Genomic DNA, 26,106 nt, shown 5'->3' with positions numbered 1-26,106 from the left:
TCCCGTGCTCAGCAAAAGCCTTGCCGGTGCGGTGAACACCCTGTTTTGCCGGGTGTTGCGCCCGGGCGACGCGGACGATTCTGCCAGTCTGGCAGGAAACGCCGGTGCCGCCGGCCCGATCTGCGGCACGGCGTCCGTGTCCTCCAACCCCGCTTTCGACCACAGGGTTTCATCGTGGCAGGCCGGGCGGATACGGCAAAGGGCACCGCCTCTCGGGGGGCGCCGCCCTGCCGGCTCCCGGCAGCCGGGCCTCAGCGCAGGCGCTGGATCTCGGTTTCACGGCGGAGGTGGATCGTCGCGCCGAAGGCCGCCGTCACCCGCTTCTCCTCACGCAGGGTCCGGGGACGGGCCGTCTTTTCCACACGGAAATGCACGTCGCCGTGGACCGAGACCCCGCCCGAGGGTACCTGCTCGTAGCCGTAATAGTCGTCATCGTCGTCGTAGGCACTGATCGCGCCCGCCCCGTAGTCGTAGCGCCAGGCGAGGTCGTCCGGCAGGAGCGAGATCGGCACCCAGCCTTCAAAGTCGTAGGGGTCGAAGAGGCGGCTTCGATGAACCAGGTGAACCGCCTGGTGCCGCAGGTCGAGCCGCCCCACGACCCATTCGCCGGGCCCGTAATAACCGTCGAAGACATACCCGCCCCGGTGCCGCGTCGCGATCATCTCGAATCCGGCATGGGGATCGCCGACGATGAAGACGTCCCGGTCGAAGACCACCCGGCCGTCGCGGTAGATCCGGGCCGTGAGATGACCGAGGCGGGCGGGGATGTGGTGAACCCGGCCATAGTACCGGCCATCCCTGAACAGCTCGATCTCCTCGATGTAGAGGTCGACGACGGCATGGTGCGCGTCGGCGTAGCGGACCTCCTGGCGGTAGTACGTCTGCACGTCGATCCGGCTGGTGCGGTGCCGCCGGCCCCAGTGCACCTCCACGTAGACCACCTGGCGATACCGGTAGCGCGGGCGCCAGTGCCGCCTGTGGCGGTACGTCCACGGCCAGTGAACGTTCACCTGCACGTGGGGCCGGACGACGACCACAGGCCCGTGGTGTTTCGGGGGATGGTGCCCGCGCGGGTGATGCCGGACCTCGGGTGGATGGTGCCGGACCTCGGGCGCGCGCTCGCCCCGGCGGCCGGGTTCGCCCCGCACGATGACCCGCCGGTCCGGCGCGTCTCGCTGCACGGTCGTCGTGCGGGATGCCCTCCGGCCGGCTTCGCGTTCCCGCTCCGGCGTCGTCTTCCGCGACGCCTGCGAGGGGGTCCCACGCTTCTTCTCGTCGTCCGTGCGTTCGACCCGCTCCCGGCCGCTCGTCCGTCCCCGCCCTGCCTCACGGGACTGGGCAAGCAGGTCGGCCGGTGCGGTCAGGGCGATCAACAGGATAAGCGCCGGGAGCAACCGGGTGGCGTGCAGAGCAGGTATCGATGCGTTCATGGTCGTCTCCGGTCTGGTCACGGGGCGGTGTCCGGGGTTCACCCCGGCCTGCCGCCCAACACCGTGCCACCCGGTTGCGGCATTACGCAAACGCGGGTGAAACACCCCGCAGGCGCGTTTTCGGGCGTTCCCGGCCGTGCCGGATCGTCCACGATTTTGTACACACGAAACGGTTCTTCGCACGCGCCGAAGCCCTCAACGGGCCACGCCCCAGACCATCGTCCCGCCGATATGGGCCGTCCAGGCCACCAGCACCGCCGAGAGCAGCGCCAGCAGGCCCAGCAGAACCCGGAGCAGGATCGGGTCCCCCTGCGGCCGGGCGATCGGGCGATAATGTGCCCAGACCGCCATGCCCACCAGCCCGGCCAGGGTCAGCCCCGTGAAGAGAAGCGTGTAGAGCGCCATCTGCTCGTGCAGTTCGACCAGCTCTTCGACGATGGCCGCGCCTTCTACGGCCTCCTCCATCGCCTCCCCGGTGAAATAGGCCAGGAGCGCCCCGGCCATCCCGAGCGAATACAGAAAAAGCGCACACCGCTGCCAGAAGACGGTGCCCCGGATCAGCCAGAGAAAAACCGTCAGCGCCCCGACGAGGATGAGCGCCAGCGGAAAATGGACCACCAGCGGATGCAGATAGGGTATCTCATACTGGAAGACGACATCCATGACGTACGTGCCGGGTACTACGAACGAAAGCATGGTGCCACGGTTGCGGCACCGACTCGGGCCGTCAGACTGAAATCGGGCGCTTTCGTTTCGGATTCAATGTCCCCCTGCCCCTTTTTCGCGAAAAAAGGTTAGCTTTAGCCGTGCAGGCCCTCGTGCCTCCGTCTTTGCCGGCCCGTTCACCGAATCGTCGTCCGATGCGTTTCTTCTCGACCTTGCTCGCCAGCGTCCTGGGAACCCTGATCGCCCTGGGGATCATCTTCTTTTTCTCCCTGCTCTTCCTGATCGCCCTCACGGCCGCCACGGACCGCACGCCGCACGTGACGACGGGGTCGGTCCTGGTGGTACCGCTGGAAGGAAGACTGCCCGAGTACGTCTCGGAAGACCCGCTGCGCCGGCTCATCACCGAGGAGCCGCCGTTCGACCTGCACGACGTCCGGCGTGCCCTGCACAAGGCGGCCGCCGACCCGCGCATCGCGGCGGTCTGGCTCCGCTTCGGGCGGCTGTCCGCCTCCTGGGCGAGCCGGCAGGAGCTGGCCGACGCCCTGCGCACCTTCAAACGCAGCGGCAAACCGCTGCTGGCCTCGGCCGGCGCCTTCGGCCTGGACGAAGCCGACTACTTCCTCGCCTGCCTCGCCGACAGCGTCTTCGCCCCCCCGCAGGGCCTCTTCGAGTTCAACGGGTTCTACCTCGAAGCCACCTTTTTCAAGAAACTGCTCGACCGGCTCCGGATCGAACCCCAGGTGCTACGGGCGGGGCGATACAAGAGCGCCGTGGAGCCGTTCGAGCGCACGGACCTTTCGCCCGAGAGCGAAGAACAACTCGGGGCCCTGCTGGCCGGCATCGAAACGACTTTCCTGAAGGCCGTCTCCGAACGGCGGGGCATCCCGGAAGCCCGGCTGCAGGCCCTGGCCCGGGAACAGGGGCTTTTCTCCACGGAACAGGCGCTGGAGGCCGGCCTGCTGGACGGGCTGCTCTATGAGGACCAGATCGAGGACGCCCTGGCCCGGCGACTCGGACTCGGTGAAGGCGAGACGTTCCCGCAGATCGATTTGAAGGCCTACGTCCGGGTGCCGGCCGGCGAGGCGGGCCTGCCGTCCCGGGGAGACGACGAGATCGCGGTCGTCTATGCGGTCGGGGCCATCATCGAGGGCGAGAGCGGCTTCGACCCCAACCCGCTCCTGGGCGGCGAGGCCCTCGGCACCGAAACGTTCGCCGAGGCGATGCGGCAGGCACGCGAATCGGACCGGGTGAAGGCGGTCGTGGTGCGCATCAACTCGCCCGGCGGGCTGGCACCGGCCGCCGACGCCATGGGCCGCGCCATCGCCCTGACGGCCCGCGAAAAGCCGGTCGTGGTGTCGATGGGCGATGTGGCGGCCTCGGGCGGCTACTGGATGGCCGTGCCGGCGGACACCATCGTCGCAGACCCGCTCTCGATCACCGGCTCCATCGGCGTCTTCGGCCTGCTGCTCGACACCGGCGACTTCTTCGACGAGAAGCTCGGCATCACGTTCGACAACGTGCGCACGGGACCGCTGGCGGACATGTTCTCGGGCACCCGCCCGCTCACGGAAGCAGAACGCCGCCGCATGCAACGCACCACCGACAGCACCTATGCCGCCTTCCTCCGGCACGCGGCCCGCGAGCGGGGCCTGGCGGTCGAAGCCGTCGAAGCGGCCGCGGGGGGGCGGGTGTGGACGGGCCAGGATGCCCTCCACCACGGGCTCGTCGACGTGCTCGGGGGCCTGGAGACGGCCCTCGGGCTGGCCGCCGAACGGGCCGGACTGGCACCGGACCGCTACCGGATCCGGGAACTGCCGCGCCCGAAAACCCTGATCGAGGTGCTAGGCACCGAGCTCAGCGCCGGGGCCGCCACGCTGTGGCGCCACCTCCGGATGACCTCGCCGGAACGGGCGCTGCTCGAACAGGCCCGCACCGCCGGCCGCCTCCTGCGCGAGCACGGCACGGTGCAGGCCCGCCTCCCGTTCGACCTGGCGGTGCACTGACGTTTCCAGACGCGGAAGGCACTTGCGCGCCGCAGGCCCCTTCCCAGGGTATGCGCCCCTCACCCCCTGCCGATAGGCCGATGGGACGCGTCCCGACGCGGCCGGAAAGCGGGTCTCAGACCGTCTCGGGCGCCGGCTCGACGAGCACCTCGCCGGTCATCTCCTCCGGCACGGGTTCACCCAGGAGGGCCAGGATCGTCGGGGCCACATCTCCCAGCTTGCCGGGACGGATGGGACCGGTGAAGCCGTCCTTGATGATCAGGTGGGGCACCAGCGCCGTCGTGTGGGCCGTGTGCGGCGAGCCGTCCGGGTTGCGCATCTTGTCGGCGTTGCCGTGATCGGCCAGGATGGTGACGCTGTACCCGTGCGCCAGCGCCGCCTCGACGACCGTCTTCGTCCCGGCATCGACGGCCTCCACGGCCTTGACGGCCGCCTCGAAGACCCCCGTGTGCCCGACCATGTCGGGGTTGGCGAAGTTGAGCACGACCAGGTTGTACCGCTCCTGCGCCAGGGCCTCGGCCACGCGTGCGGCCACCTCCGGCGCACTCATCTCGGGCTTGAGGTCATACGTCGGCACCTTCGGCGAAGGCACCAGGATCCGATCTTCTCCTTCGAACGGCTCCTCCCGTCCCCCGCTGAAGAAGTACGTCACGTGCGGGTACTTCTCCGTCTCGGCGGCCCGGAGCTGCGTCCCCCCGCGCCGGGCGATGATCTCGCCCAGGGTGTTCGTCAGGTTGACCTTCGGAAAAGCCACGGGAACGTCGAGTTCCTCGTCGTACGGGGTGAAGGTGGCATAGTAGAGGTTCTTGAAGCGGACGACCGGGAACGGCGCCTTTTCCCGGTCGTCAGGCGGGATGCCCCGGGCGCGGTTGCCCTCGCGGACCCACGCCTCGAAGTCCTCCTGCACGAAGGCGCGGGTGAGCTGCCGGGCCCGGTCGCCGCGGAAGTTGAAGAAGACGACGGCATCGCCGTCCTCCACACGGGTGCTGCGGCCGCCTTCGTGCTCGATCCGGCGCGGCTTGATGAACTCGTCGGTGACCCCTTCGTCGTAGCTGGCCCGGACGGCGGCCAGCGGGTCCGAGAACGCCTCTCCCCGGCCGTGCACAATCAGGTCGTAGGCGAGCCGCGTGCGCTGCCAGCGGCGGTCCCGGTCCATCGCATAGTACCGCCCGACGATGGACGCCACCCGCCCCACACCGACCTCCTCCGCCTTTTTCAGAAAAGCCTCGACGTAGCCGAGGCCGCCGTGCGGGTCGGTGTCGCGCCCGTCCGTGAAGGCGTGCAGGCAGACCTGGTCGCGCTCGAGTCCTTCCCGGCGGGCCAGTTCGAGCAGGGCAAAGAGGTGATCGATGTGCGAATGCACGCCGCCGTCGGAGAGCAACCCGAACAGGTGCAGCTTGCCGCCGTGGGCCTTTGCGTGGGCGGCAGCCTGCCGCAGCACCGCGTTGTCGAAAAAGTCGCCGTTCCGGATGGCCTGATCGATGCGGGTGATCTCCTGGTAGACCACGCGCCCGGCGCCCAGGTTCATGTGGCCGACCTCGGAGTTGCCCATCTGTCCCTCCGGCAGGCCGACGGCCAGCCCGGATGCCTCGAGCGTGGCATGGGGATAGGTTGCAAAAAGATGATCGAGGAACGGCTTCTTCGCCTGATCGACGGCACTCACCGACGGGTCCTCGGCGATACCGTAGCCGTCCAGGATGATCAGGATATGTCGCTGGCTGGGTTTCATGCTCGGTGAGGTTTACGGATGAAGACGTGGGCGGGAGGCCCGTGGTCAGACGCGGTAATCCTTGATGCGCTTCGTGGTGCGGCCCGTCTTCGTGTCGAAAACGTTCATCGAGCCGCAGGCAGGGCAGGCGATCTGCTCGACGCCGTAGCGGTCCTCATGGCGTACGGGGGCGTCGAAGTAACGGGCGCACGTCTTGCAGAAGAAGGCGCCCCGGCCCGGGTCGAGGCCGTCGAGCGGCGGCGGCAGTTTCTGCAGGCGCTCGTAGTACCGGCAATGCGGCGGCACGGGGCAGGCCTCGCACTTCGGCCGGCGGGCCGTGCAGGTGTAGCGCCCGTGCAGGATCAGCAGGTGGTGCGCCTCGCCCCAGTCCTTCCGGGGCAGGATGCGCTTGAGCTGGCGCTCGACCTTCAGCGGCGTGTCCGCCTCGTCCGTCACCAGCCCGATGCGGTGTGCCACCCGGAAGACGTGCGTGTCCACCGGCAGGGCCTCCTCGCTGTCGAAGGCGACCGAGGCCACCACCTGCGCGGTCTTACGCCCGACTCCGGGCAGGCGCTGCAATGCCGGAATCGTGCGCGGGATCTCCCCTCCGAAGGCGTCCCGCACCATGCGGGCCATGCCCACCAGGTGCTTCGCCTTGTTGTTCGGGTAGGAGATCGACCGGATCAGCGGATAGACGTCCTCCGGCTCCGCCGCCGCCAGCGCCTCCAGCGTCGGGAAAGCCTCGAAGAAGGCCGGCGTCACCCGGTTGACCCGTTCGTCGGTGCACTGGGCCGAGAGGATCACCGCCACCAGCAATTGATACGGGTTCTCGTGCCGGAGTTCCGTCTCCGGGCGGGGAATCACCCGCCGCAACGCCTCCAGAACCGCCCGTGCACGCGCTTTTCGATTCACAGCCCGACGATGATTCGTTGAAACACAAGCCTGCGGCCACGAAATCGAAATTAGCGATAAATGTTCGGAATCGTTTTGAAGAATGCATACAATACCGCGGCAACGTTCGCCGGGCTTCGGCGTACACCGCCGCGGCCCGCTCCCCCTCCTTCCCGAAACGGACCGTATGCGACGTTTCCTGCTCGTCTGCTGCCTCGGCCTGCTGGGGGCTCCGGCCCTGGCCCAGCTGCCGGACAGCGTCTCGGCCCACACGCAGGTCTCGCTGCTGACCATCCTGCCGGGCGAGGCCCTCTATGCCGCCTTCGGACACAGTGCCCTGCGCGTGCACGACCCCGCCACGGGCTTCGACGCGGTCTTCAACTACGGCACGTTCGACTTCCGCGACCCCCTTTTCCTCCCGAAGTTTGCCTACGGCCGGCTCGACTACTTCCTCTCCGTCTCGCCGCTGGCCGCCACGCTGCGGGGCAGCCGCCTCGAAGGTCGCCCGGTCATCGAACAGGTGTTGAACCTGTCGCAGGAACAGGTGGCCGTCCTCTACCGCTTCCTCCGGATCAACGCCCGCCCGGAAAACCGCACCTACCGCTACGACTTCCTGTTCGACAACTGCTCCACGCGCCTGCGCGACGTGCTGGCGACCACCCTGGGACCAGCCCTACGGTTCGCCCCCCAGCCCGATCCCGGCCTTTCCTTCCGCCGCCTGCTCGACCCCTACTTGGCGGATCGTCCCTGGATCGACCTGGGCATCGACCTGCTGCTGGGTGCCTCGACGGACCGCACCGCCACCCCGCACGAGGTGATGTTTCTCCCGGACTACCTGATGACGGCGTTCGACCACGCCACGGTGGTGCAGGGAGAAACCGCACGGCCACTCGTCGCACGCCGGGACACGCTCCTGGTGGTACCGGATTACACCCCTCCGGTGAAGGCCCCCGCCTGGCCGTTGTGGAGCTTCGCCGCGCTCTTTGCCGCCGGACTCGCCGGAACCTTCCGGTCGGCCCGTCGCCCTGCCCCTGAAGGCACCGCCGGGCGCTGGGATGTGCTCCTCTTTGCCGCCACGGGCCTGGTGGGCTGCTTCATGCTCTTCATGTGGCTGGGCACCGAGCACCATGTGACGCGCTGGAACGCCAACCTCCTGTGGGCCCTGCCGGTGCACCTGCCGGTGGCGGTTCTGCTGTGGCGAGGGCACTTCCGGGGCCTGCGCGGCTACTTCATTGCGGCCGCCGCCGTCACCGGGGTGGCCCTGGCCGGTGCCCTGCTGGACCGGCCGCAAGACTTCCACCCGGCCACCCTGCCACTGATACTGCTCCTGCTGCTGCGCTGCGTGTGGTGGTCTTTCCGGCTGCGCCCGGCCCCCCGCACCACCGCCTCCCCGCACTGACCGTACGCCCTAGAGCACCGGCGGCCGAGGCCCGAGCGGGCTGTGCAGGATCCCCTCGGCCCGGATCACCTCACGGCGCTCCTTCACGCGACGCGACGGGCGGAGCGACGGCGATGCAGGCGTGACCGGCCGGTACGAGCCGGGATCGAAATAACCAAGCTCCCAGAGCAACAGCAGTCCCAGCAAGACGGCCACGCCGAACAACAGGAAGGCGACGCCGGTGCTCCACCGTACCATGAACAGGGCATAGAGTCCCTGGCCGATCCCCAGCAGATAGAAGACCATGACAGCGCGGGGCTGGCTGCCGAAGAGGCGTCCGAGCACCCGATGGTGCAGGTGCTCCCGGTCCGGCGCGAACGGATCCCGCCGGCGGGCCAGGCGCCGCACGAGGGTCATCGTCGTGTCCAGAACCGGCAGGGCCAGGACGACGATCAGGGCCAGGGCCCGGCTCCAGGACGGATCGGCCGCGAGCGAAGTCAGGGCCAGGATGGCAAGCAGATAGCCGATGAGCAGGCTGCCGGTGTCGCCCATGAACACCCGGGCCGGCGGCAGGTTGTAGCGCAGAAACGCCATGAGGGCTCCCCCGAAGGCGATACAGAAGAGCAGCACCGGGCCCGTCATCCCTCCCAGCAACACCATGAAAAACAGGGCAATGAGGGCCACCCCACCGGCGAGCCCGTCCATCCCGTCGATCAGGTTGACGGCGTTCATCATGAAAACGACCCAGCCGGCGATGAACACGTAGGCCAGCAACGTCGCCGGCAGGCCTCCCCCGAACAACACCACCACCCCGGCGACCAGCTCCCGGCAAAACAGCACGGGAACGACGCTGAGTACCTGCCCGAGCAACTTGTAACGCGCACGAAGCTGAAAGACGTCGTCGAGCAGACCGGTTGCCACGGCCAGCGTCGCCCCGGCAAAGAGGCAGAGCATGGAGCGCGTCGCCAGATGCCCGGAGAGCCGGTCCACCTCAAAACCGCGACCGGTCATCAGGATGACCAATACGGCCCCGACCAGCCCGAACCAGATGGCCAGGCCGCCGACACGCGGGATGCTCTGCACGTGGATCTTGCGATGCCCGTCCGGCGCATCGACCCAGTTCACATTCACCGCAAAACGCCGCACGGCGGGCATCAACAGATAGGTGATCCCAAAGGCAACGATACCGATGAGCAGAACACTCGAAAGGCTGTAAGGTAGCATGAAAATCCTGGGTTGTGCGGTTCAATGTGTAATGCCTGCACTTCTCTACCCGTGCCGTATGATAGGGGCAGGCACCCCTCGGCGCGTTACCGGCGCATTAAGATCACTCCGACCCGCGCCGGCCTCGCCGGAACCGTTACCCAAAGGACATGCCAGTCCCTTTCTGAAACGCCGTCACCCCGGAAAAGCCCGTTTTCGACCCCTCCGAAGGCTTTTTCCGATCGGCCGCTGCCCCGGAGCCAGCCCTCCGCCGGCTCCCGGGTCTCATTACGATACGCGAGGGATAAGCAAACAAAGAAGCCCCGGAACCCTGAGGCTCCGGGGCTTGCGGTACCGCGTACGGGATTTGAACCCGTGTTACCGGCGTGAAAGGCCGGCGTCCTAGACCCCTAGACGAACGCGGCTTTTTTCTACTGCAATACCGGTGTGACGGTATTACAAAGGTTAAAAACGGGTGACCGAGGGGATTCGAACCCCCGACCTCCAGGGCCACAACCTGGCGCTCTAACCGGCTGAGCTACGGTCACCGTGCAGGTGAGACAGGCAAGTTAGAACGATCCGGCGTCCTTTTCAAACCATTCCGGATGAACTTTACGTGGAACGGCCTGCAGCCCGTCTCAAAAGGGTGGTAACAACCCGAATGCGGGGAAGCGGGTTCCGGCAGGCCGGTTCAAGTTTTTTTGAAAGCCGGCGGCGGGCCGCTACCGGATGACGGCCACCTTACCGTAGGCGGTCCCCTCGTTGTTCTGTCCCACGGCGATGACGAGGTAGACCCCGCTGGGCACCAGGCGTCCGTCCAGGTCGCGCCCGTCCCAGCGGACGCGGCCGCCGCGGGCGGAGAGGCGGGCCACCACCGCCCCGTGCGGCGCCACGATGCGCACCTCGGTCTCCTGCACCAGCCCCTCGATGATGATATCGGGCGTGTCGCCGTCGGCCAGCACGACCGGATTGGGGTAGACGAACAGGTCGCCCGGCTTTTCGGCCGGCGCCACGGCATCTCCCTGGTAGCTGAGCAGCCCCCGGTCCGTGGCGAAGTACACCTGGCCCGTACGGGCATCGACGGCCACCGAAAGCACCGTGTTGGAGAAGAGCGGGCTGTTGTCCGTCGAGAAATGAGCCACGAGGTCATAACCGCCTTCCGGGGCGGCCCGGATGAGCCAGGCGCCCTCGTTCGTGGCCGCCCAGAGCCGGTTCGCCGGATCGACGGCCAGGCCGTTGATCCGCAACCCGAAGAGCGTAAAAGTGCCCCGGGAACGATCCGCCCACGTGGGCCAGCTGGGGACGTTGTTCGGGTCGCGCGCGACGATGCCAGTGTTGATCATGAAGGCCAGCCCCTCCTCGGTGCCGATCCAGACCAGTCCCTCCTGATCCTCCACCACGGCGGTGACCGCCGGGCTGGGCAAACCGCGTCCGGCCCCCCCTTCCTCATCGAGAAAACGGAAAACGTCGTCCGACGGGTCGGTGGGTGTGCCGCCCGTATCCAGGATCATCAGTCCACGGATCTGCCCCAGGTTGTTTTCATTCCGGATGACGATCCATTTCTGCTCGAACGCATCGACGTAGATGCGCCCGTAGGCGGTAGAGGCGAAGGTCAGTCCCTGCCCCGTATAGGGCGGCAGGGCCGTCCAGGTACCGTCCGGGGTGCGCACATGCAGGGGGCGCGGGGAGGCGCGGGTCGTGGCCCAGATCGTTCCGTCCGGGTCGGAGGCGACGCCGCCCACGATGACGAAGTTGTCCGTGCCTGAGGCCGGCAGGAGCGAGGCGTTCCGGCTGTCGTAGCGGACGAGCGTGCCCTCGGGCGTCACCTGCACGAGCCCGCCCCCTTCGGAGGCGGCCCACACGTTCCCCTGCGCATCGGCGTGAACCGACGTGTAGCGGCCCGTGCCGGCCAGCTCACCGAAGAACCGTCCCAGGTAGCTCGTCCAGCGCCCGTCCGGGCTGCGCCGGTAGAAGCCCGAGTTGCCCGCGCCGACCTCGCCGGCCCACAGGTTGCCCTGCCGGTCGAACGTCATGTCGACGAACTGGTCGTTGAAGGGTCCTTCCGGCACGAGCCGTTGCAGGACGGTGAGCTTCGTGGCGACGGCGTCGGGCGTGGCCACGGCCACCAGGCCCTCCAGCGCATCGCCGAACCAGAGGTTGCCGTCGGGACCCGTCATCACCGACGTCGGCTCGGTGAAGCCGTCGGCCTGCAACAGCCGCCCCTGCCCGCCGGGCTCCAGGACGAAGAGGTTGAAGCGTTCCACCCCGAAGAGGCGGTCGCCGGCGACGTGCAGATCCGTCACGGCCCGGCCGGTGACCCCGGCGGACGCATACCGCCCGTCCGGCTGGCGACGATACAGGCCGAAGGGGGTACCGGCATACAGCCGTCCCTCGAAGCCCGCCACCGCATGAACGACCGGATCGGGGCCGGGCAGGCCGGCCACCTCGACCGTCCACGCCGCCGGGTCCTGCAGGTTGACCGTGGCAAGCGCGGCGTGGGCGATGCCGCGATCCGTGCCCAGCCAGAGGCCGGGCCCGCCGCCGGGCACGGGAGCCACCGCCACGTCATGGACCGCGGTGGTGGGAGGCAGCGTTCCCAGCCGGCTGTAGGTATCCCGCACTTCTTCCCGGACCGGATCGTAGACAACCACCCCGAAGGCTGTTGCCACGAAGATCGAGTCGCCATGCACCACGATCCGGTTGATCCGCCGGTTGGGAAACTGCCCGGCCCGGGCGATGTCCCGGATCGTGCGCACCGTCCCCGTCTGCACGTCGAGCCGGTCCATCACGCCGTCCTGGTAACCGATCCAGAGGTGCGACCGGGCGGCGTCGAAGGCAAGGGCGGTGGCCTCGATACTGCTGAGCCCTTCGACCGGGGTGAAACGGTCGAACGCGCCGGTGGTGACGTCATAGCCGAAGACGCCGCCCGTGGTGGCCGCCCACACGATCTCCGGCGAAGCCGCCACAGCCACCACCTCCCGCATCGACGTGTGCGCCGTCCAGGCACCCATCTGGGCCTGAACGGCACCCGCGCCCATCGCCCAGACCAGAAGAAGCAGGCACCGGGACCGGGACAAAAAGAAGCGTGCAAGGAATGTCATGCCCATGCGACGGCACGGCCTGCGCCGCAACCGCCCGTCTCTTCTCGTTATCAAATGCCCGAAATCGTACCCGTTCGTCGATGGGCTACCGCTTCGTTGCTACGTTCAGAGTTGCCGCAGGAGGTTGACCATCTCGATGGCCGCAAGGGCCGCCTCCGCACCCTTGTTGCCGGCCTTGGTCCCGGCCCGTTCGATGGCCTGCTCGATGGTGTCCGTCGTGATGACGCCGAAGATGACCGGCACGCCGGTCTGCAGGGCCACCTGCGCCGTGCCCTTGGCCACCTCGCCGGCCACCAGGTCGTAGTGCGTGGTCGCACCGCGGATGACCGCCCCCAGGCAGATGACGGCCTCGTACTTCCCCGAGGCGGCGAGTTTCCCGGCCACCAGGGGCACTTCGAACGAACCGGGACACCGGACCACCGTCACACGGTCCATGTCCGCTCCGTGGCGGCGCAGGGCGTCGAGGGCTCCTTCCAGCAAGTGTTCCGTGATGAAGGCGTTGAACCGGCTCACCACCAGGGCAAAGCCGGCGTCCCGGGCTACGAGATGGCCTTCGATGTACTCAGGCATAAGGTCGTCGGCCGCGTGTGCACGCGGGTTGATACACGTCAGGGCTGCGCCATGCCCGTGCAGGCGCGGCGGCGCGCCGGTTCGAGGCGTGCGTACGGGATGCCAAACTTCCCGAAGTGTTCCGCCTCTTCGTCGCGGAGCCCATGATAATCCGAACCGCCGGTCTCTATCAAGAGAAAATCGCGGACCACGTCGCGGTAATACCGGGTGAGGACGGCGTCGTGCGCGGGATGAACCGTCTCGATGCCGTCGAGGCCGGCGCGGATCATGTACTGGAGGTCATGAGAAGACGTCCAGTGGCCGGGGTGGGCCAGCACGCCGATGCCTCCCGCTTCATGCAACAGCGCCAGCGCTTCCTCGAACGGAAAAGGGGGTTTGGGAACGAATGCCGGCGCCTCGTCGGCCAGGTACTGCGCGAAGGCCTCGCCGTAGGAGGCGGCGAAGCCGCCGGCGACGAGGGCGCGGGCCACGTGCGGGCGCCCGATCACCCCGTCGCCGGCCTGGGCCAGCACGGCCTCCGGGCGGAGCGGGACGCCGAGGTCGTGCAGGCGCTCGACGATGCGGAACCCCCGCTCCCGGCGTTGCCGGCGGTAGGTGTCCAGACAGGCCCGCAGGGCAGGATGCGCCGGATCGAAGAAGTAACCGAGCAGGTGTACCTCCCGGTATGCATGCGCCGTGCCGGCCCGCACATGCACGCTCAACTCGACCCCCGGGATCACCTCGACGCCGAGGCGGCGCCCCGCCGCCATCGCGGCCTCGAGGCCTTCGACCGTGTCGTGGTCGGTGACGGCCAGCGCGGCAAGCCCCCGCTCCCGGGCCAGATACACCAGGGCTTCCGGAGCCAGCATCCCGTCGGAACAGACGGTGTGCGTGTGAAGATCGGCACGTCGCAGGTCCATGAGCAGCGGGAGGCAGGCCAACACGTCGTCCCTCGAACGCCCGGCCGCCCCGGATGTTTTCCACCGGTGTGCCGCCGGAAACCCGTCGCCCCCCCCGGAGCGTTAGCGCCACGGTCCGGTCCTCACATCCAACCCGCCGGTTCGCATGAAACGCCTGTGGAGCCCCTGGCGCTCGCAACATCTGGAAACCTGGGAACAGCGGAAGCCCGGTGCAGCGACCGCCCCTTCCCTTTTCACCCGGCTCCTCGCCGAGAACGAGGACGAGAAGAACCTGATCCTGTGGCGGGGGGAGCTGGTGTTCGTTATCATGAATCTTTATCCTTACAATAACGGCCATCTCATGATCGTGCCCTACCGCGAGGTGGCTGCCTATGAGGACCTCACCCCGGCCGAACAGGCCGCCCTGGCCGAAACGCTCGGCCGCTGCATCCGCTGGCTCAACCACGCCCTCCGCCCGGACGGCTACAACGTCGGCATGAACCTGGGCGAGGCGGCCGGCGCCGGCCTCCCGCAACACCTGCACCTGCACGTCGTACCCCGCTGGCGGGCCGACACGAACTTCATGCCCACCATCGCAGACGTCAAGGTGATTCCGGAAGCCCTCCACGACACCTACCGGAAACTCCGGCAGGCCATCGAAGCGCTGGAACGGGAGTGACGTCAGGCTTTACCGTTCATTTACACGCCGGGCCAGGCACTCCCGCACGATCCTCCGTATTTTTCGCTTTTCACCAACCGTCAGCCTGCATGCCCGACCCTTCGTCCACGCTTCAGGAGGCCCCGGTGCCCGAGGCGCAGGCGGGAGAACAGGTACCGTCGCCCCCTCCCTTCTCCTGGCTCAGCCTGCTCTGGCCGTTGTTGCTGAGCCTCGGGGTACTGCTCGTCATCGGGTACTTCACCTTCAGCCCGGACGACTTCGTCCTGATGCTCGACACGCTGGACCCGGTCATGATCGGGCTGGCGCTGGCCATGGTGGTGCTGCGGGTGCTCTTCGGCGGCTGGCGCCTGCACTTCGTCTCCCACGGACGGCTCGACTTCATGGCGGCCACACGCGGGCAACTGGCCTGGGACTTCGCTTCCAACATGACACCCTCGCTGGTCGGCGGCGCCCCCCTGGCCGCCTTCTACATCGCCCGGGACAGCAAGAGCAGCCGCCGCGGGGCCGTCGCCGTCGGCGAGGTGGGGGCCTGGATGCTCTTCGTGATGATCCTCGACCAGATCTGGTTCGCCCTCTCGGTGCCGCTCGTGCTCACGGCCACGGTCTTCATCGAGGTGATCCCGGCCTCGCTGGGCCGTGTCGGCTTCTGGACCACGGTCACCTACCTGCTGGGCTTCATGCTCTGGACCACCGTCTTCGCCTATGCCACGCTCGTGCGCCCCGAACTGCTGGACCGCTTCACCCGCTTCGTCTTCCGCATCAAGGGGTTGCGTCGTTTCCGGGAACGGGTCACGCGCGAGATGCAGCAGTACCAGCGCCGCGCCCGGATCCTTCGCTCCCAGCCGCCCGTCTTCTACCTGTACGGCTTCCTGCTGACCCTCGGCACCTGGCTGGCCCGGTACTTCCTCATCGTCTTCATCGTCTGGAGCGTCGTGCCCGACGTCGACGTGCTGCTGGCCTTCTTCCGCACCGCCGCCCTGACGCTCAGCTCGCTCATCCTGCCCACACCGGGTGGTGCCGGCGGCATCGAAGGCCTCTACGTCCTCTTCCTCGGCCCACTCATGGCCAAGGGCATGGTGGTCCCCACCCTGCTCGTATGGCGCATCCTGGGCTACTACATCTTCCTCTTCTTCGGCGTCTTCGTCACCACCCACACGGTGCACAAAACCCTCCGCTTTCGCCGGCGCCAGGCCCGCCTCGGCACCAACGGTCACCCCGCCGCCGAAAAAACCGGCGCCGAAGCGCCCCCCGCGGACCCACCCGCCGGCTGAGCCCCCGGCACCTTCCACGCCCCCGCCATGCCCGACCTCTCCCTCGACGAACGCCGCGCCCGGGTTGCCGCCTACGACTTCCGCGGTGTGCACCCGAACGCCCGCTTCGGCACCGCCAGCGACCGCTATGCCGGATGGATCGGGCAGATCTACCCGGAGGCGTACCATGCGAAGATCAAGACACGGCGCAAGCGGCTCGACGACGACACCTACGAGGAACGCCTGCTGCCCGTCGCCTCGGTCCGGGACTACTTCGAGCATTTCGAGGTGCTCGAACTCGATTTCACCTTCTACCGCCCCCTCCGGGAGGAAGACGGCACACCGTCGAACAACCTGTTCGTCCTCGAAGAATACGCCGGACATGCCCCGGCAACGGCCCGTTTTCTGCTCAAAGCCCCGCAGGCGTTCTTCGCCCGCACGCTGCGCCGGAGCCGTGGCGGGCGGCCGGTCTATGAAGCCAATCCCGACTTCCTGAATGCGGCGGCCTACCTCCGCCGGTTCCACGAACCGGCCCGCGAGGTGCTCGGGGAACGGCTGGCCGGCATTCTCTTCGAGCAGGAATACCAGCGGCAGCGTGAGGGCCCCGATCCGATGGAAAACATCGCCGCGCTCGACGGCTTCTTCGATGCCCTGCCGGACGACGTGCCGCTGCACCTCGAACTCCGCTCGCCCCACCTGCTCATCCCGCCCTATTTCGACTGGCTGGCCGCGCGCGGTCTGGGGTTCGTCTTCAGCCACTGGACGTGGCTCCCGCCGATCCGGGAGCAATGGCAGCGCTGCGGTGGGCGGTTCACCGCCGCCGGCCACAGCGCCGTGGCCCGCCTGCTGACGCCGCTGCGCGTGAAGTACGCCGAAGCGTACGCCCTGGCCCATCCGTTCGACCGCCCGGTGCCGGAACTGTCCGAGACGCCGGAGGCCCGCGCCATGGTGCTGGACGCGACGGCGCTCGTCTTCCAGGCCGCCCGGCAGGGCGTCGTCCTCAACCTGATTGCCAACAACCGGGCCTGGGGCAACGCCCCCGACCTGGCCCGGGCCATCGCCTACCGCGTGCTCGAAGAGGAGGAGCGGCGCCGCACCGGATGATCCCGGCGCGCCCCCACCGCGAACGACCCGGACCGCCGGCGGTGGAAGTAGCGTTGGCCGGTCTTGAACCGGGCCCGGGCATGCCGGGGAGCCGGCATGTCCCGGCATCACGCCACGCGCCCGTAATCGTCCTCCAGCCGGACGATGTCGTCCTCGAGGCAGAGCCCGAGCTGCGTCTCGATGAGGACCAGGTAATCCTCGCCGTCGTTCTCGATGCGGTGCACGCCGCCGACGGGGATGTGCACGTGGTCGCCGGCCTGCACGCGGGTGACCGTGTCGTCGAGGGTGAACAGGCCCGTGCCCCGGACGATCACCCAGTGCTCCTGCCGGTGCCGGTGCTTCTGCAGGGACAACCGCTGCCCGGGATTGACCACGATGCGCTTGACCCGGTACCCCGGCTCATTCAGGTATTCTTCCCAGCGTCCCCAGGGTCTGTTGTCCGCTTCCAGCCACATAGGTTTCAGTCGATGTCGGGTTATCGGATTTTTGCGAGGTCGGCACGCCGCGGGCGCCCTCACGGGACGGGCGTGGAGGGTTCCGCCGTGACGGGTGCGGCCGGCACCGTGCGTCCCAGGAAGCGCATGGCGGCCACGAGCACCCCCATGCCCAGCAGCAGGGCCACCCACCAGGGCATGCCGAAGCCGACGGGCAGTTCGCCCAGCAGCAGGCCCGTCGTCCCCACGAGCGCGGCATACGGGAGCTGCGTCCGCACGTGGTCGATATGGTCACAGCCGGAGGCCATCGACGAGAGGATGGTCGTGTCCGAGATGGGCGAGCAGTGATCCCCCCAGACGGAGCCGGCCAGGATGCTCGCGACGGTCGAATAGAGAACGTGGTAGTGGGCCGGGTCGGCCATGTCGTTGGCCTGCAGGATGGCCCAGACGAGCGGCACCACGAGCGGCAGCAGGATGCCCATGGTGCCCCAGCTCGACCCCGTCGCAAAGGCCGTCGCGGCGGCCAGCAGGAAGACGAGCGCAGGCACCACCCCCGGCGGCAGGGCTTCCCCCAGCAGATGGACCAGGTATGCGGCCGTGTGCAACACCTCGGTGATCTCCGAAAGCGCCCAGGCCAGCACCAGGATGATCATGGCGAAGAGCATCGCCTTCAGCCCGGCATACCAGGCTTCGATGGTTTCCTCCAGCGAGAGAATGCGCTGCCCGACCGAAAGCAGGGCCGCCGTGAGGGTGCCCAGCAGCGAGGCCCACATCAGCGCCTTGTACGAATCCGCCGACCCGATGATGTCGCGCAGGTGTTCCCCCTCGCCGGTGACGTAGAGCCCGACCAGCACCCCCCCGACGAGCACCAGAATCGGCAGCACTGCATTGATCAGCCGGTGCGGCTTGTCCGGCTTCGGCTGCACGTCCTTCCCCTCGGCGGCCTCCTCGTCGATGCTGGCCCCCGGCCGCAGCACCTGTCCGGTCGTGCGGGCCCGGGTCTCCGCCTCCCACATCGGCCCGAACTCCCGGTTCGTTCCCGCCACCACGAAGACGAAGAACAGTGCCAGGATCGGGTAGAAGCTGTACGGGATCGAGTGCAGAAAGATCGAATAGGCCGAAAGGTCCAGCCCGTCGATCTTACCGACCGCGTCGCCGATGAGCCCGACCTCGAAGCCGATCCAGGTGGTGACGAAGGCCAGGGCCGCCACCGGGGCCGCCGTCGAGTCGACGATGTAGGCCAGCTTCTCCCGGGAGATGCGCAGGCGGTCCGTCACGGGCCGCATCGTACCGCCGACGACGAGCGTGTTGGCGTAGTCGTCGAAAAAGATGGCGATGCCGAGCAGGGCCGTGGCGAGTTGCCCGCGCCGGGCGTCCCGTGCCCAGCGGACGATCCGGTTGACGATGCCCTGCATGCCGCCGTTGCGGGAGATGATGCCCACCATCCCCCCGATCATCAGCGAAAAGAGGATGATGGCCGCATGGTCGGGGTCGGCGAGGGCCCCCGCGACGTAGACCTGGAACGTGTCCAGGAGGCCGCTCCAGAAGCCGGTTCCGCCGCCGGCGGCCGTCCACGCCCCGACCCAGATGCCCAGGAAGAGGGCCGGGATGACCCGTTTGAAGGCGAGCGCGATGGCGATGGCCAGCAGCGGCGGGAGGATGGAAAGCCACCCGGGCACGGCACGGGACCGGGCGACGGCCGCCGGCAGGCCGTTGTGCAGCAGGGCGACCTCGAACGCCCCGGTCCCGGGCACCGTGAGGCCCTCGGCTACGAGCCGGCGTGTCCCGTCGTCGCCGCGCTGAAACGCCAGGGGCACCGCCTCGCCGCCCAGACAGGTGAGCGGCGGAGTCGCGTCGCCCAGGCAGAGGCGGTAGGCCACGGCGCTCACCTCGTCGAAGAGCACGTCGGGGCTGCGCACGGCGACCGAGAACGGAACGTCGCGGAGCACGACGCCGGGAACCTCGAGCGTGTAGTCCTGTGCCGGGGCCGGCCGTGCCACACCGAGGAAGACGAGCAGGAGAAGCAGGCGTTGCATGTTGCGTCGAAGGTCGAAGGTCCCGTACCGAAAGCCGAAACGACCGGGCCGGGTGGCACGGCCCGGGGGCCGGCCGTCAACCGGACGTCCCGAAGATACGGTCGCCGGCGTCGCCCAGCCCGGGGCGGATGTAGGCGTGTTCGTCGAGCTCGCGGTCGAGCACGGCCGCGAGCACGGGCACGCCGGGGTGGGCTTCGGCGAGGGCACGGACCCCTTCGGGGGCCGCCACGAGGCAGACGAAGGTGAAGCGCCGGGCTCCCCGCTCCTTCAGATGGTTGATGGCGCCGACGGCGCTCCCACCCGTGGCCAGCATCGGATCGACGACGAACACGCGGGCCGTCTCCAGCCCGCCGGGAATGTTGCTGTAATAGTCCACCGGCCGGTGCGTCTCCTTGTCCCGGTACATACCCAGGTGGCCGATGCGGGCGGTCGGGATGAAGCGAACGAACCCGTCGACCATGCCGAGCCCGGCCCGCAGGATCGGCACAACGATGACCTCCTCGTCCACCTCCACGCCGACGGTCGCTTCCAGCGGCGTCATGACCGGGACGGCCCGCAGCCGCAGGTCACGCAGGGCCTCATAGGCCAGAATCGCCGCCGCGTTCGAGAGCGTCTCCCGGAAGACACCGTGAGGGGTTTCCCGGCGACGCAGGATGGTCACGTCCCGTGCCAGAAGCGGATGATCGACAACGGTGAGGTTTTTCATGCCCTTCGGCAGGTCTGTTGACGACGCGGCCCGGAGCCGTCCTCCTCCAGCGCGTCCTGGACGCGCGACGCGCTAGATGCGCTCGTGCTGCTTGCGCGCGGCGGCTTTCTGCTTCTTCTCCTCCACGATCCGCCGGTGGACCTCGTAGTTCTCCAGCCACGGCTTGCGCTGGAAGTAGCTGTCGGTGACGCGCTTGAGCAGCCCCGAGAGCAGGACGAGCGTGATCACGTTCGGCAGCGTCACGAGCGAGAGGGCCACATCCCCCAGGTCCCAGATCGTCGTCACCGCCACGACGGCCCCGAGGAAGTGCATGACGAGAAAGACCATCTTGTAGGGCAGGATGGCTTTCTTGCCCCAGAGGTAGTTGGCGCAGCGGTCACCGTAATAGCTCCAGGAGATGGCCGTCGAGATGGCAAAGAGGAACACGCACAGCAGCACGATCCAGCGTCCCAGCTCCGAGAGGCCGAGGGGTTCGAGCCCGCGCTGGAAGCCGAGCGAGGTGAGCGGGGCGCTGTTGCGCACGGCATTGCCGTAGAGCACGGCGTACGTGGTGCCGTCGGACCCTACGGCCTGTGCCCGGCCGGGAAAGATCGTGCCCGTGAAGGGTTGCGTCTGCGCAGCGTCGATGAAGAGGGTATCCACCGGCACGTCGAAATAGGCCAGGCGGGGATCGGTGCCCGAGGTCACCACCGGCATGCCGTTCTGCACGGCCAGCTCCCGCGGCGAAGACGTGCTCGTGATGTTACCCCGGTCGTCGACCTGTACATACGACACGTTGTTGTCGCCCAGGGAGATGGTCGTCGGCACCTTGTCGTCGAAGACCCCGGTGGAGACGATCACCAGGCCGGTGATGGTGCAGATGATGATGGTGTCGATGAAGGGTTCGAGCAGGGCCACAACCCCCTCCGAGACGGGCTCGTCCGTCTTGGCGGCCGAGTGGGCGATGGGAGCCGATCCCTGCCCCGCCTCGTTCGAGAAGAGGCCGCGCTGCACGCCGTAGGTCATCGTCGTCAGGAAAAGGCCGATGCCGGTGCCGGCCACCCCGGCCGACGGGTTGAAGGCCTCGGTGATGATCGTCGCCAGGGTTCCCGGCACGTCCCCCGCGTTGAGGAGCAGGATCAGGAGCCCGCCGGTGACGTAGAGCGCCGCCATGAGCGGAGCCAGCACGCCGGTGACGGCCCCGATCCGCCGGATCCCGCCGATGATGACCACCCCGACGATGGTCGCCGTGCACAGGCCCGTGATCCACTTGGCCAGGCCGAAGTTGGACGCCATCTCCGTGGCGATGGTGTTGGCCTGGATCGCGTTGCCCGTCATGAACGAGGTCATCATCAGCATGAAGGCGAAAAAGACGGCCACAGGCTTCCAGTTCCACCCGTACCGTTCCTTGATCCCCTTCTCGATGTAGTACATGGGCCCGCCGGCGACGGAGCCTTCCCAGGCCTTTCCGTCCTCGATCGTCTCCCGGTAGTGCTGCGCAAGCGTGACCTCGCTGTACTTGGTCGCCATGCCGAGCAGCGCCGTGATCCACATCCAGAAGAGCGCTCCCGGCCCACCCCAGTGGATCGCCAGCGCCACCCCCGCGATGTTGCCAATCCCGACCGTGGCCGAGAGCGCCGTCGTCAGGGCCTGGAAATGGGACACGTCGCCCGGCTCATTCGGATCGTCGTACTTGCCCGAGGTGACGGCAAAACCATGCCCGAGCCGGCGGATCTGGATGAAGCCGAGTCGTAACGTCAGGAACAACCCCGCACCCAGCAGCCCGGTCACCAGGACGGGAGACAGCAGGCCATTCGCCAGTTCGATGAAGGAAGACAGCGTTTCCATGAATCCGGATCAACGTGAAGGTTGGAGCGACCGGGAGCAAAAAATCAGGGGGCACGGGGATCCCGCGCTCCCGTCACTGCGACGTACGCCGCGCGAAAATATAACGCCCCCGTAACAGCGGGGCAAACCGATTTCCGCTCCCCCCGGGTGCGCCGGTCGTTGAACGGGTGAGGAGGCCCCCCTTCCAACCCGGCGACGGCACACGGAATGGACCTGTACGGATGGCGGATCCACGGATACGGATGGCGGATCCACGGACGCACCCCGCACCCGGTGTGCGGGAACGGAGCAAAGGCACGAACCACGTAGCGTTCCGGGTTCCTGCATAACCCGCCCGCAGCGGAGGGTTCAGGCTTCAAACAGCCGGTTCTCGGCCAGGCAGACGGCCAGTTCGTGGTACACCTCCCGGATGCGGCCAGGCGTGATGTCATCGCCCAGGCGGCGGGTAATGCGGGTAGCAAGCGACCCCTGCGTGAGGAGGTGTTCCAGCACCCCGGCGGCGTCGCCGGACAGGTCGTCCTGTATCGCCGCGACAAGGTGCTGCCAGAGCGCCCCCGCCGTGGCTTCGGACGCCTCCAGGCCGAAGAGCCGCAGGTAGGCCTGGTCCGTGATCACGGCCCGCTCGGCGTGGCGAACGACGTCGAGGAAGATGGCGGCCAGCGCGTCCTCGTGCCAGGCCTTCAGGGCCGCGAGCGGGACCCACCGCTCCGCCACCAGTGCCCGGAGCACCGCCACGACGCCGGCGAGGATCGCCAGATCAGCGGCCGGGCACTCCTGCAGGTCGATGATCCGGATCTCAATGGCGTTCCGGTCAAAGCGGGCGATGGCACCGCGCGAGTTGACGAAGGTATGGTCGAGCACGCCGTCGGTGTCGAAGGGCCGGAGCGCCTCGTTGATGGGCCGGTAGATGCGCCGGTGGTAGTCCGCCTTTGTGAAGACGGCCTCGGGGATGACCCGGCCCGTGATGACGGGAAAGCGGTCCTGGTTGTGCCGGTACGTCTCGAGGCGGCTGTCGGCAAAGCCCGTGAGCGCCCCGTCGAGCAGGGGCGTGCTGGCGCTCAGGGCCGGGATGACGGGCAGCAGGACCCGGATGGCGGCATGCAGCCGCCCGAAGCCGTCTTCGTCTCGAAACGGCAGATTCAGGTGGGTGCTCTGCAGGTTGGCCCACCCGTGTCCCCGGCAGTCGAAGAGACGGTTGTAGAGGCTGTAGACTTCGTTGTACTCGTGCGGCCAGAGGTGCGTCTCGGTACGCGGATCCATGAGCGGGTGCGCGCCCGAGGGCAGCAGCATCGCCTCGTGCCGGCGCAGGCGGTCGTTGATCTCCACCACATTCGCGTGAAACAGGGTTGCCAGCCCGTCGAGCGACGGCACCGGGCCGTTCGTCTTCAGCTCGAGGACGTGGTTGACCAGTTCGTTCGACCACGCCACGGAGCCGTTGTCTACGTCGGAGACGTATTGCCCCGTCTTTTCGTGGATGAGTACGTCGGCCAGGGGACGGACGGCCAGCGTCGCCCGGTCCACGATCATGTATTCGAGTTCGACGCCAAAGACCTCAAAGAGGTCGTAGCGGGGACGTGTTGACACGAGAGATGCCCAGTCGGTTTTCGATGCGGATTTTGAGGGCCTGGATGATACGGGTGTAGAGCTCCTCCTTCAGCACGGCGTCCTCCACCCCCGCGTCGATGTTGGGATTCTCGTTGACCTCGATCAGCAGCGGGCGGCCGTCGACCTCCTTCACGTCCACACCGAAGAGGCCGTCGCCGATGAGGCGGGCGGCGCGCAGGGCCGCCTCCACCACGGCCGGCGGTGCCTGCTCGACGGGCACCGTCTCGGCCCCACCTTCGACGTCAGCCTTCCGCCCGCTCCAGTTGTAGATCTGCCAGTGCCCCTTCGCCATAAAGTATTTGCAGGCGTAGAGTGGGCGGCCGTCGAGGATGCCGATGCGCCAGTCGAAGTCGGTCGGCGTGAAGGCCTGCGCGATGACCAGCTCGGATTCCTCCAGCATGCGGTCGAGTTCGGTGCGGAGCTCCTCCGGCGTCTTGACCTTGACCACCCCGCGCGAGAAGGACGAGTCCGGCAGCTTGAGCACGCACGGCAGCCCCAGCGCCCCCGCGACGGTCTTGCGGTTATCCGCATGCACCACGAGGGTCTTCGGCACGGGCAGGCGGGCCGTCTGGAACAGCTCGGCCAGGTACACCTTGTTGTTGCAGCGCAGGATGGCGTCCGGGCTGTCGATGACGGCCATCCCTTCGGACTGCGCCCGGCTGGCGAAGCGGTAGGTGTGGTGATTGACGGACGTCGTCTCACGGATGAAGAGGGCGTCGAACTCGGCCAGGCGGCTGTAATCCTCCCGGGTGATGAACTCGACGTAGAAGCCCAGCGCTTCGGCCGCCTCGACGAAGCGCTGCAGGGCACGGGCGTTCGACGGCGGGGCCGGCTCGTCGGGGTTGACGAGGATCGCCAGGTCGTAGAGGTACGAAGGTGCCCGGGCCCCGTCGTAGCGTTTCCGCGCGAAATAGGCGCGGGCGGCCTCCCGGACGAAGTCGAGGTGATGGGCCGGGATGTCCTTCTGATCGATGGCCCGGATGCTCTGCAGGAGCCACTTCTTCATGCCCTGGTGGTAGGTGAAGCGGGCCCGGAGCAGGGGCGCCTGAAACAGCTTGTAGAGCTCCCGGCTGAGCCGGTCGTACTGCCGGGCCACGTTCTTCCCGAAGTAGATGCTCAGGACGAACCCGTCCGAGCGCAGGTGTTTCAGGCTCTTCTGGATGAGGTCGTCCAGCTCTTCGGACTCGATCCGGACCACGACCGGGTTCTTCAGGTCCTGGATGGTTCGCACGCTCGGGATCACCTTGTGCCCGCGGGCCTCGGCCAGGAGCGAGACGTAATAGCCTTTCGACTGGTAGCTATAGTCGCGGCAGAGGTTGAACACGCGCACGTTCCGCTGGGCGGCAAAGCCCGGGTCGGTCAGGTACTGCCGGGAGGCCACCACCTCCACCCCCGGCACGTCCAGCGTCCAGTCCCGGGGGTTGTTGACGACGATGAGCTTCTTCATGCAATCGTATCGGGCGAGATGATCAACAGGTTCGCGTCGTAGGTGACCACCCCGAGCATGATGGCGTTCAGGAGCCGGTTCATCTCCACCTTGTAGTAATTCTGGCCCGAGATCGGGTTGCGGGTGTACGGATCGGCCACGATGACGGACTCCCCTTCCATGCCGCAGAGCACCACGAAATGCCCCACGGGCTCACCCCGGAGGTCGTCGTAGACGGTGCGTTTCTTCTCGCTGGTATACTCGCGCGGGCAGTTGTACAGGTACGTGGCGCTGAGACCGGCCAGGATGGGCAGGCGGTGGTCGAAGTAGCTCCGGAGCAGTTCGGGCGTCAGGTCGTCGAAGAGCAGGTTGCCGCCGGCCTCGAGGAAGGCGATGTAGGCCTCGGTGGCGGCGGTGAATTTCTTGCCGTGCTTGTAGCGGAGCTGGTCCCGGAGCTTCTGCACGAGCGCCGCGCGGGGCAGGGACGCCCAGCTGGGATCGAGGATTTTGAGGTTGTAGGAATGGATGTCGGCCGTGAAGCCGTGTCGCAGGGCGTCGAGGCCGAGGTAGACGGCCAGCGTACCGCCTTCTTCGAGGTAGTTGACCGAGCGGATGACCTCCTGGAGCTCCCGGTGCACACCGAAATAGGTGTAGACGGCATGCAGGCTGGTCGGCCCGCAGGTCACGTCGTCCGGCTGTTCGAGGATTCTGACGTCGAGCATGAGCGACGGCTCACACCGCAGGGAAGGGCGGCCTCCCCGGTCCGGCCGGCGGCGGGCGGGAGGCCGGGCCCGCCGTCCGCCGCATCAATCTCGGACCCCGTCCGAAGTTCCTCCGCAGCACCGGATTTTTTGCCGCCTTATCTTGTCTCCGGACCCTCCACTTCCGAGAGCAGCCGCCTTATGTACCTGTGCAAAGTGACCGGCACCGTCGTGGCGACCCGCAAGGACGAACGGTTTCGCCCGAGCAAGCTGCTGATCGTTCACCCGGTCGACCTGGCGGGACGGCTGAAGGGCATCAAGGACCAGCTGGCCCTGGACCCCGGCTACGGAGCCGGCATCGGCGACTATGTGCTGGTGGCCCGCGAAGGCGCCGTCGTCGAACAGCTCATGGCCGCTCCCACCCCGGCCAACGTCATCGTCCTCGGGGTGGTCGACGGCTGGTCCTGTGAAGGCACCGAACCGGCGTGACCGGCCCGGCCTTCCGAAAGC

General features: G+C 67.7%; 21 protein-coding genes and 2 tRNA genes. 6 read left to right on the top strand and 17 right to left on the bottom strand.

Translation table 11 applies throughout. The features are described from left to right. Nucleotides 1-251 precede the first annotated feature (251 nt). Nucleotides 252-1,430 carry a hypothetical protein gene (locus GQ464_RS17800; protein WP_166978377.1) on the bottom strand — a complete coding sequence of 393 codons (1,179 nt, stop codon included), beginning with the start codon at nt 1,428-1,430 and terminating at the stop codon, nt 252-254. A gap of 195 nt (nt 1,431-1,625) precedes the next feature. Beyond that, a complete protein-coding gene (locus GQ464_RS17795; protein WP_166978379.1) occupies nt 1,626-2,126 on the bottom strand; it encodes a DUF2231 domain-containing protein in 501 nt (166 codons plus the stop codon). A gap of 164 nt (nt 2,127-2,290) precedes the next feature. On the opposite strand from GQ464_RS17795, the gene sppA reads away from it, so the two are divergent. After that, nucleotides 2,291-4,099 (top strand): signal peptide peptidase SppA, encoded by a 1,809-nt coding sequence (gene sppA, locus GQ464_RS17790; RefSeq protein WP_166978381.1) that lies wholly within the window; start codon nt 2,291-2,293, stop codon nt 4,097-4,099. A gap of 115 nt (nt 4,100-4,214) precedes the next feature. On the opposite strand, the gene gpmI is transcribed toward sppA, so the two are convergent. Continuing rightward, nucleotides 4,215-5,828, bottom strand: coding sequence for a 2,3-bisphosphoglycerate-independent phosphoglycerate mutase (gene gpmI / locus GQ464_RS17785; RefSeq protein WP_166978384.1), 1,614 nt, complete (start codon nt 5,826-5,828; stop codon nt 4,215-4,217). Between the two features lie 45 nt (nt 5,829-5,873). Beyond that, nucleotides 5,874-6,719, bottom strand: coding sequence for an endonuclease III (nth, locus tag GQ464_RS17780; RefSeq protein ID WP_228350422.1), 846 nt, complete (start codon nt 6,717-6,719; stop codon nt 5,874-5,876). Between the two features lie 166 nt (nt 6,720-6,885). Here nth and GQ464_RS17775 point away from each other — a divergent pair, with 166 nt between their 5' ends. Continuing rightward, nucleotides 6,886-8,097 (top strand): Lnb N-terminal periplasmic domain-containing protein, encoded by a 1,212-nt coding sequence (locus GQ464_RS17775; RefSeq protein WP_166978387.1) that lies wholly within the window; start codon nt 6,886-6,888, stop codon nt 8,095-8,097. A gap of 9 nt (nt 8,098-8,106) precedes the next feature. On the opposite strand, the gene GQ464_RS17770 is transcribed toward GQ464_RS17775, so the two are convergent. The 6 genes from GQ464_RS17770 to GQ464_RS17745 form a co-directional block, all read right to left on the bottom strand. After that, a complete protein-coding gene (locus tag GQ464_RS17770; protein ID WP_166978389.1) occupies nt 8,107-9,300 on the bottom strand; it encodes a glycosyltransferase family 4 protein in 1,194 nt (397 codons plus the stop codon). Nucleotides 9,301-9,631: 331 nt separating this feature from the next. After that, nucleotides 9,632-9,704, bottom strand: a tRNA-Glu gene (locus GQ464_RS17765). A gap of 49 nt (nt 9,705-9,753) precedes the next feature. After that, nucleotides 9,754-9,827: transfer RNA gene (locus GQ464_RS17760), tRNA-His, on the bottom strand. A 174-nt stretch (nt 9,828-10,001) separates the two neighbouring features. Further along, a complete protein-coding gene (porZ, locus tag GQ464_RS17755) occupies nt 10,002-12,380 on the bottom strand; it encodes a type IX secretion system anionic LPS delivery protein PorZ (RefSeq protein WP_228350421.1) in 2,379 nt (792 codons plus the stop codon). A gap of 105 nt (nt 12,381-12,485) precedes the next feature. Further along, nucleotides 12,486-12,950 (bottom strand): 6,7-dimethyl-8-ribityllumazine synthase, encoded by a 465-nt coding sequence (gene ribH / locus GQ464_RS17750; protein WP_166978391.1) that lies wholly within the window; start codon nt 12,948-12,950, stop codon nt 12,486-12,488. Nucleotides 12,951-12,988: 38 nt separating this feature from the next. Beyond that, nucleotides 12,989-13,849, bottom strand: coding sequence for a PHP domain-containing protein (locus GQ464_RS17745; protein ID WP_228350420.1), 861 nt, complete (start codon nt 13,847-13,849; stop codon nt 12,989-12,991). Between the two features lie 145 nt (nt 13,850-13,994). Here GQ464_RS17745 and GQ464_RS17740 point away from each other — a divergent pair, with 145 nt between their 5' ends. From GQ464_RS17740 to GQ464_RS17730, 3 genes are all read left to right on the top strand, one after another. Next, nucleotides 13,995-14,507 carry an HIT family protein gene (locus GQ464_RS17740; protein WP_166978395.1) on the top strand — a complete coding sequence of 171 codons (513 nt, stop codon included), beginning with the start codon at nt 13,995-13,997 and terminating at the stop codon, nt 14,505-14,507. Nucleotides 14,508-14,596: 89 nt separating this feature from the next. Further along, nucleotides 14,597-15,778, top strand: coding sequence for a lysylphosphatidylglycerol synthase transmembrane domain-containing protein (locus tag GQ464_RS17735; protein WP_166978397.1), 1,182 nt, complete (start codon nt 14,597-14,599; stop codon nt 15,776-15,778). A gap of 27 nt (nt 15,779-15,805) precedes the next feature. Further along, nucleotides 15,806-16,861 (top strand): DUF72 domain-containing protein, encoded by a 1,056-nt coding sequence (locus GQ464_RS17730; RefSeq protein WP_166978399.1) that lies wholly within the window; start codon nt 15,806-15,808, stop codon nt 16,859-16,861. A gap of 107 nt (nt 16,862-16,968) precedes the next feature. Here GQ464_RS17730 and GQ464_RS17725 read toward each other — a convergent pair whose 3' ends face one another. The 7 genes from GQ464_RS17725 to GQ464_RS17695 all read right to left on the bottom strand — a co-directional run bounded on the left by GQ464_RS17725 (nt 16,969) and on the right by GQ464_RS17695 (nt 25,617). Beyond that, entirely contained in the window at nt 16,969-17,316 is a 348-nt protein-coding gene (locus tag GQ464_RS17725) for a phosphomannose isomerase type II C-terminal cupin domain (protein WP_166978401.1), read from the bottom strand. Between the two features lie 59 nt (nt 17,317-17,375). Next, a complete protein-coding gene (locus tag GQ464_RS17720) occupies nt 17,376-19,331 on the bottom strand; it encodes a Na+/H+ antiporter NhaC family protein (RefSeq protein ID WP_166978403.1) in 1,956 nt (651 codons plus the stop codon). A 76-nt stretch (nt 19,332-19,407) separates the two neighbouring features. Beyond that, nucleotides 19,408-20,037, bottom strand: a complete 630-nt coding sequence (gene upp, locus GQ464_RS17715) for a uracil phosphoribosyltransferase (protein ID WP_166978405.1) — start codon at nt 20,035-20,037, stop codon at nt 19,408-19,410. A 72-nt stretch (nt 20,038-20,109) separates the two neighbouring features. Beyond that, nucleotides 20,110-21,864, bottom strand: a complete 1,755-nt coding sequence (locus GQ464_RS17710) for an alanine/glycine:cation symporter family protein (protein WP_166978407.1) — start codon at nt 21,862-21,864, stop codon at nt 20,110-20,112. Between the two features lie 348 nt (nt 21,865-22,212). Further along, nucleotides 22,213-23,448, bottom strand: coding sequence for a carboxylate-amine ligase (locus GQ464_RS17705; protein ID WP_166978409.1), 1,236 nt, complete (start codon nt 23,446-23,448; stop codon nt 22,213-22,215). Next, nucleotides 23,417-24,916: a RimK family protein gene (locus GQ464_RS17700; RefSeq protein ID WP_166978411.1), complete on the bottom strand. Its 1,500-nt coding sequence runs from the start codon at nt 24,914-24,916 to the stop codon at nt 23,417-23,419. Before GQ464_RS17700 ends, GQ464_RS17705 begins: the two co-directional genes overlap by 32 nt. Then, nucleotides 24,913-25,617, bottom strand: coding sequence for a hypothetical protein (locus tag GQ464_RS17695; RefSeq protein WP_166978413.1), 705 nt, complete (start codon nt 25,615-25,617; stop codon nt 24,913-24,915). The genes GQ464_RS17700 and GQ464_RS17695 overlap by 4 nt, the downstream gene beginning before the upstream one ends. Nucleotides 25,618-25,797: 180 nt before the next feature. Here GQ464_RS17695 and GQ464_RS17690 point away from each other — a divergent pair, with 180 nt between their 5' ends. After that, nucleotides 25,798-26,085 carry a EutN/CcmL family microcompartment protein gene (locus GQ464_RS17690; RefSeq protein ID WP_166978415.1) on the top strand — a complete coding sequence of 96 codons (288 nt, stop codon included), beginning with the start codon at nt 25,798-25,800 and terminating at the stop codon, nt 26,083-26,085. Nucleotides 26,086-26,106: the final 21 nt, after the last annotated feature.

Source organism: Rhodocaloribacter litoris (genome assembly GCF_011682235.2).
GTDB classification, from domain to species: Bacteria; Bacteroidota; Rhodothermia; order Rhodothermales; family ISCAR-4553; genus Rhodocaloribacter; species Rhodocaloribacter litoris.
This window is presented reverse-complemented; position numbering and strand designations above follow the sequence as displayed.

Coding starts and splice junctions, on each gene's coding strand:
- GQ464_RS17800 (WP_166978377.1), bottom strand. CDS start 1,430: ATGAACGCATCGATACCTGCTCTGCACGCCACCCGGTTGCTCCCGGCG.
- GQ464_RS17795 (WP_166978379.1), bottom strand. CDS start 2,126: ATGCTTTCGTTCGTAGTACCCGGCACGTACGTCATGGATGTCGTCTTC.
- sppA (WP_166978381.1), top strand. CDS start 2,291: ATGCGTTTCTTCTCGACCTTGCTCGCCAGCGTCCTGGGAACCCTGATC.
- gpmI (WP_166978384.1), bottom strand. CDS start 5,828: ATGAAACCCAGCCAGCGACATATCCTGATCATCCTGGACGGCTACGGT.
- GQ464_RS17775 (WP_166978387.1), top strand. CDS start 6,886: ATGCGACGTTTCCTGCTCGTCTGCTGCCTCGGCCTGCTGGGGGCTCCG.
- GQ464_RS17770 (WP_166978389.1), bottom strand. CDS start 9,300: ATGCTACCTTACAGCCTTTCGAGTGTTCTGCTCATCGGTATCGTTGCC.
- porZ (WP_228350421.1), bottom strand. CDS start 12,380: ATGACATTCCTTGCACGCTTCTTTTTGTCCCGGTCCCGGTGCCTGCTT.
- ribH (WP_166978391.1), bottom strand. CDS start 12,950: ATGCCTGAGTACATCGAAGGCCATCTCGTAGCCCGGGACGCCGGCTTT.
- GQ464_RS17745 (WP_228350420.1), bottom strand. CDS start 13,849: ATGGACCTGCGACGTGCCGATCTTCACACGCACACCGTCTGTTCCGAC.
- GQ464_RS17740 (WP_166978395.1), top strand. CDS start 13,995: ATGAAACGCCTGTGGAGCCCCTGGCGCTCGCAACATCTGGAAACCTGG.
- GQ464_RS17735 (WP_166978397.1), top strand. CDS start 14,597: ATGCCCGACCCTTCGTCCACGCTTCAGGAGGCCCCGGTGCCCGAGGCG.
- GQ464_RS17730 (WP_166978399.1), top strand. CDS start 15,806: ATGCCCGACCTCTCCCTCGACGAACGCCGCGCCCGGGTTGCCGCCTAC.
- GQ464_RS17725 (WP_166978401.1), bottom strand. CDS start 17,316: ATGTGGCTGGAAGCGGACAACAGACCCTGGGGACGCTGGGAAGAATAC.
- GQ464_RS17720 (WP_166978403.1), bottom strand. CDS start 19,331: ATGCAACGCCTGCTTCTCCTGCTCGTCTTCCTCGGTGTGGCACGGCCG.
- upp (WP_166978405.1), bottom strand. CDS start 20,037: ATGAAAAACCTCACCGTTGTCGATCATCCGCTTCTGGCACGGGACGTG.
- GQ464_RS17710 (WP_166978407.1), bottom strand. CDS start 21,864: ATGGAAACGCTGTCTTCCTTCATCGAACTGGCGAATGGCCTGCTGTCT.
- GQ464_RS17700 (WP_166978411.1), bottom strand. CDS start 24,916: ATGAAGAAGCTCATCGTCGTCAACAACCCCCGGGACTGGACGCTGGAC.
- GQ464_RS17695 (WP_166978413.1), bottom strand. CDS start 25,617: ATGCTCGACGTCAGAATCCTCGAACAGCCGGACGACGTGACCTGCGGG.
- GQ464_RS17690 (WP_166978415.1), top strand. CDS start 25,798: ATGTACCTGTGCAAAGTGACCGGCACCGTCGTGGCGACCCGCAAGGAC.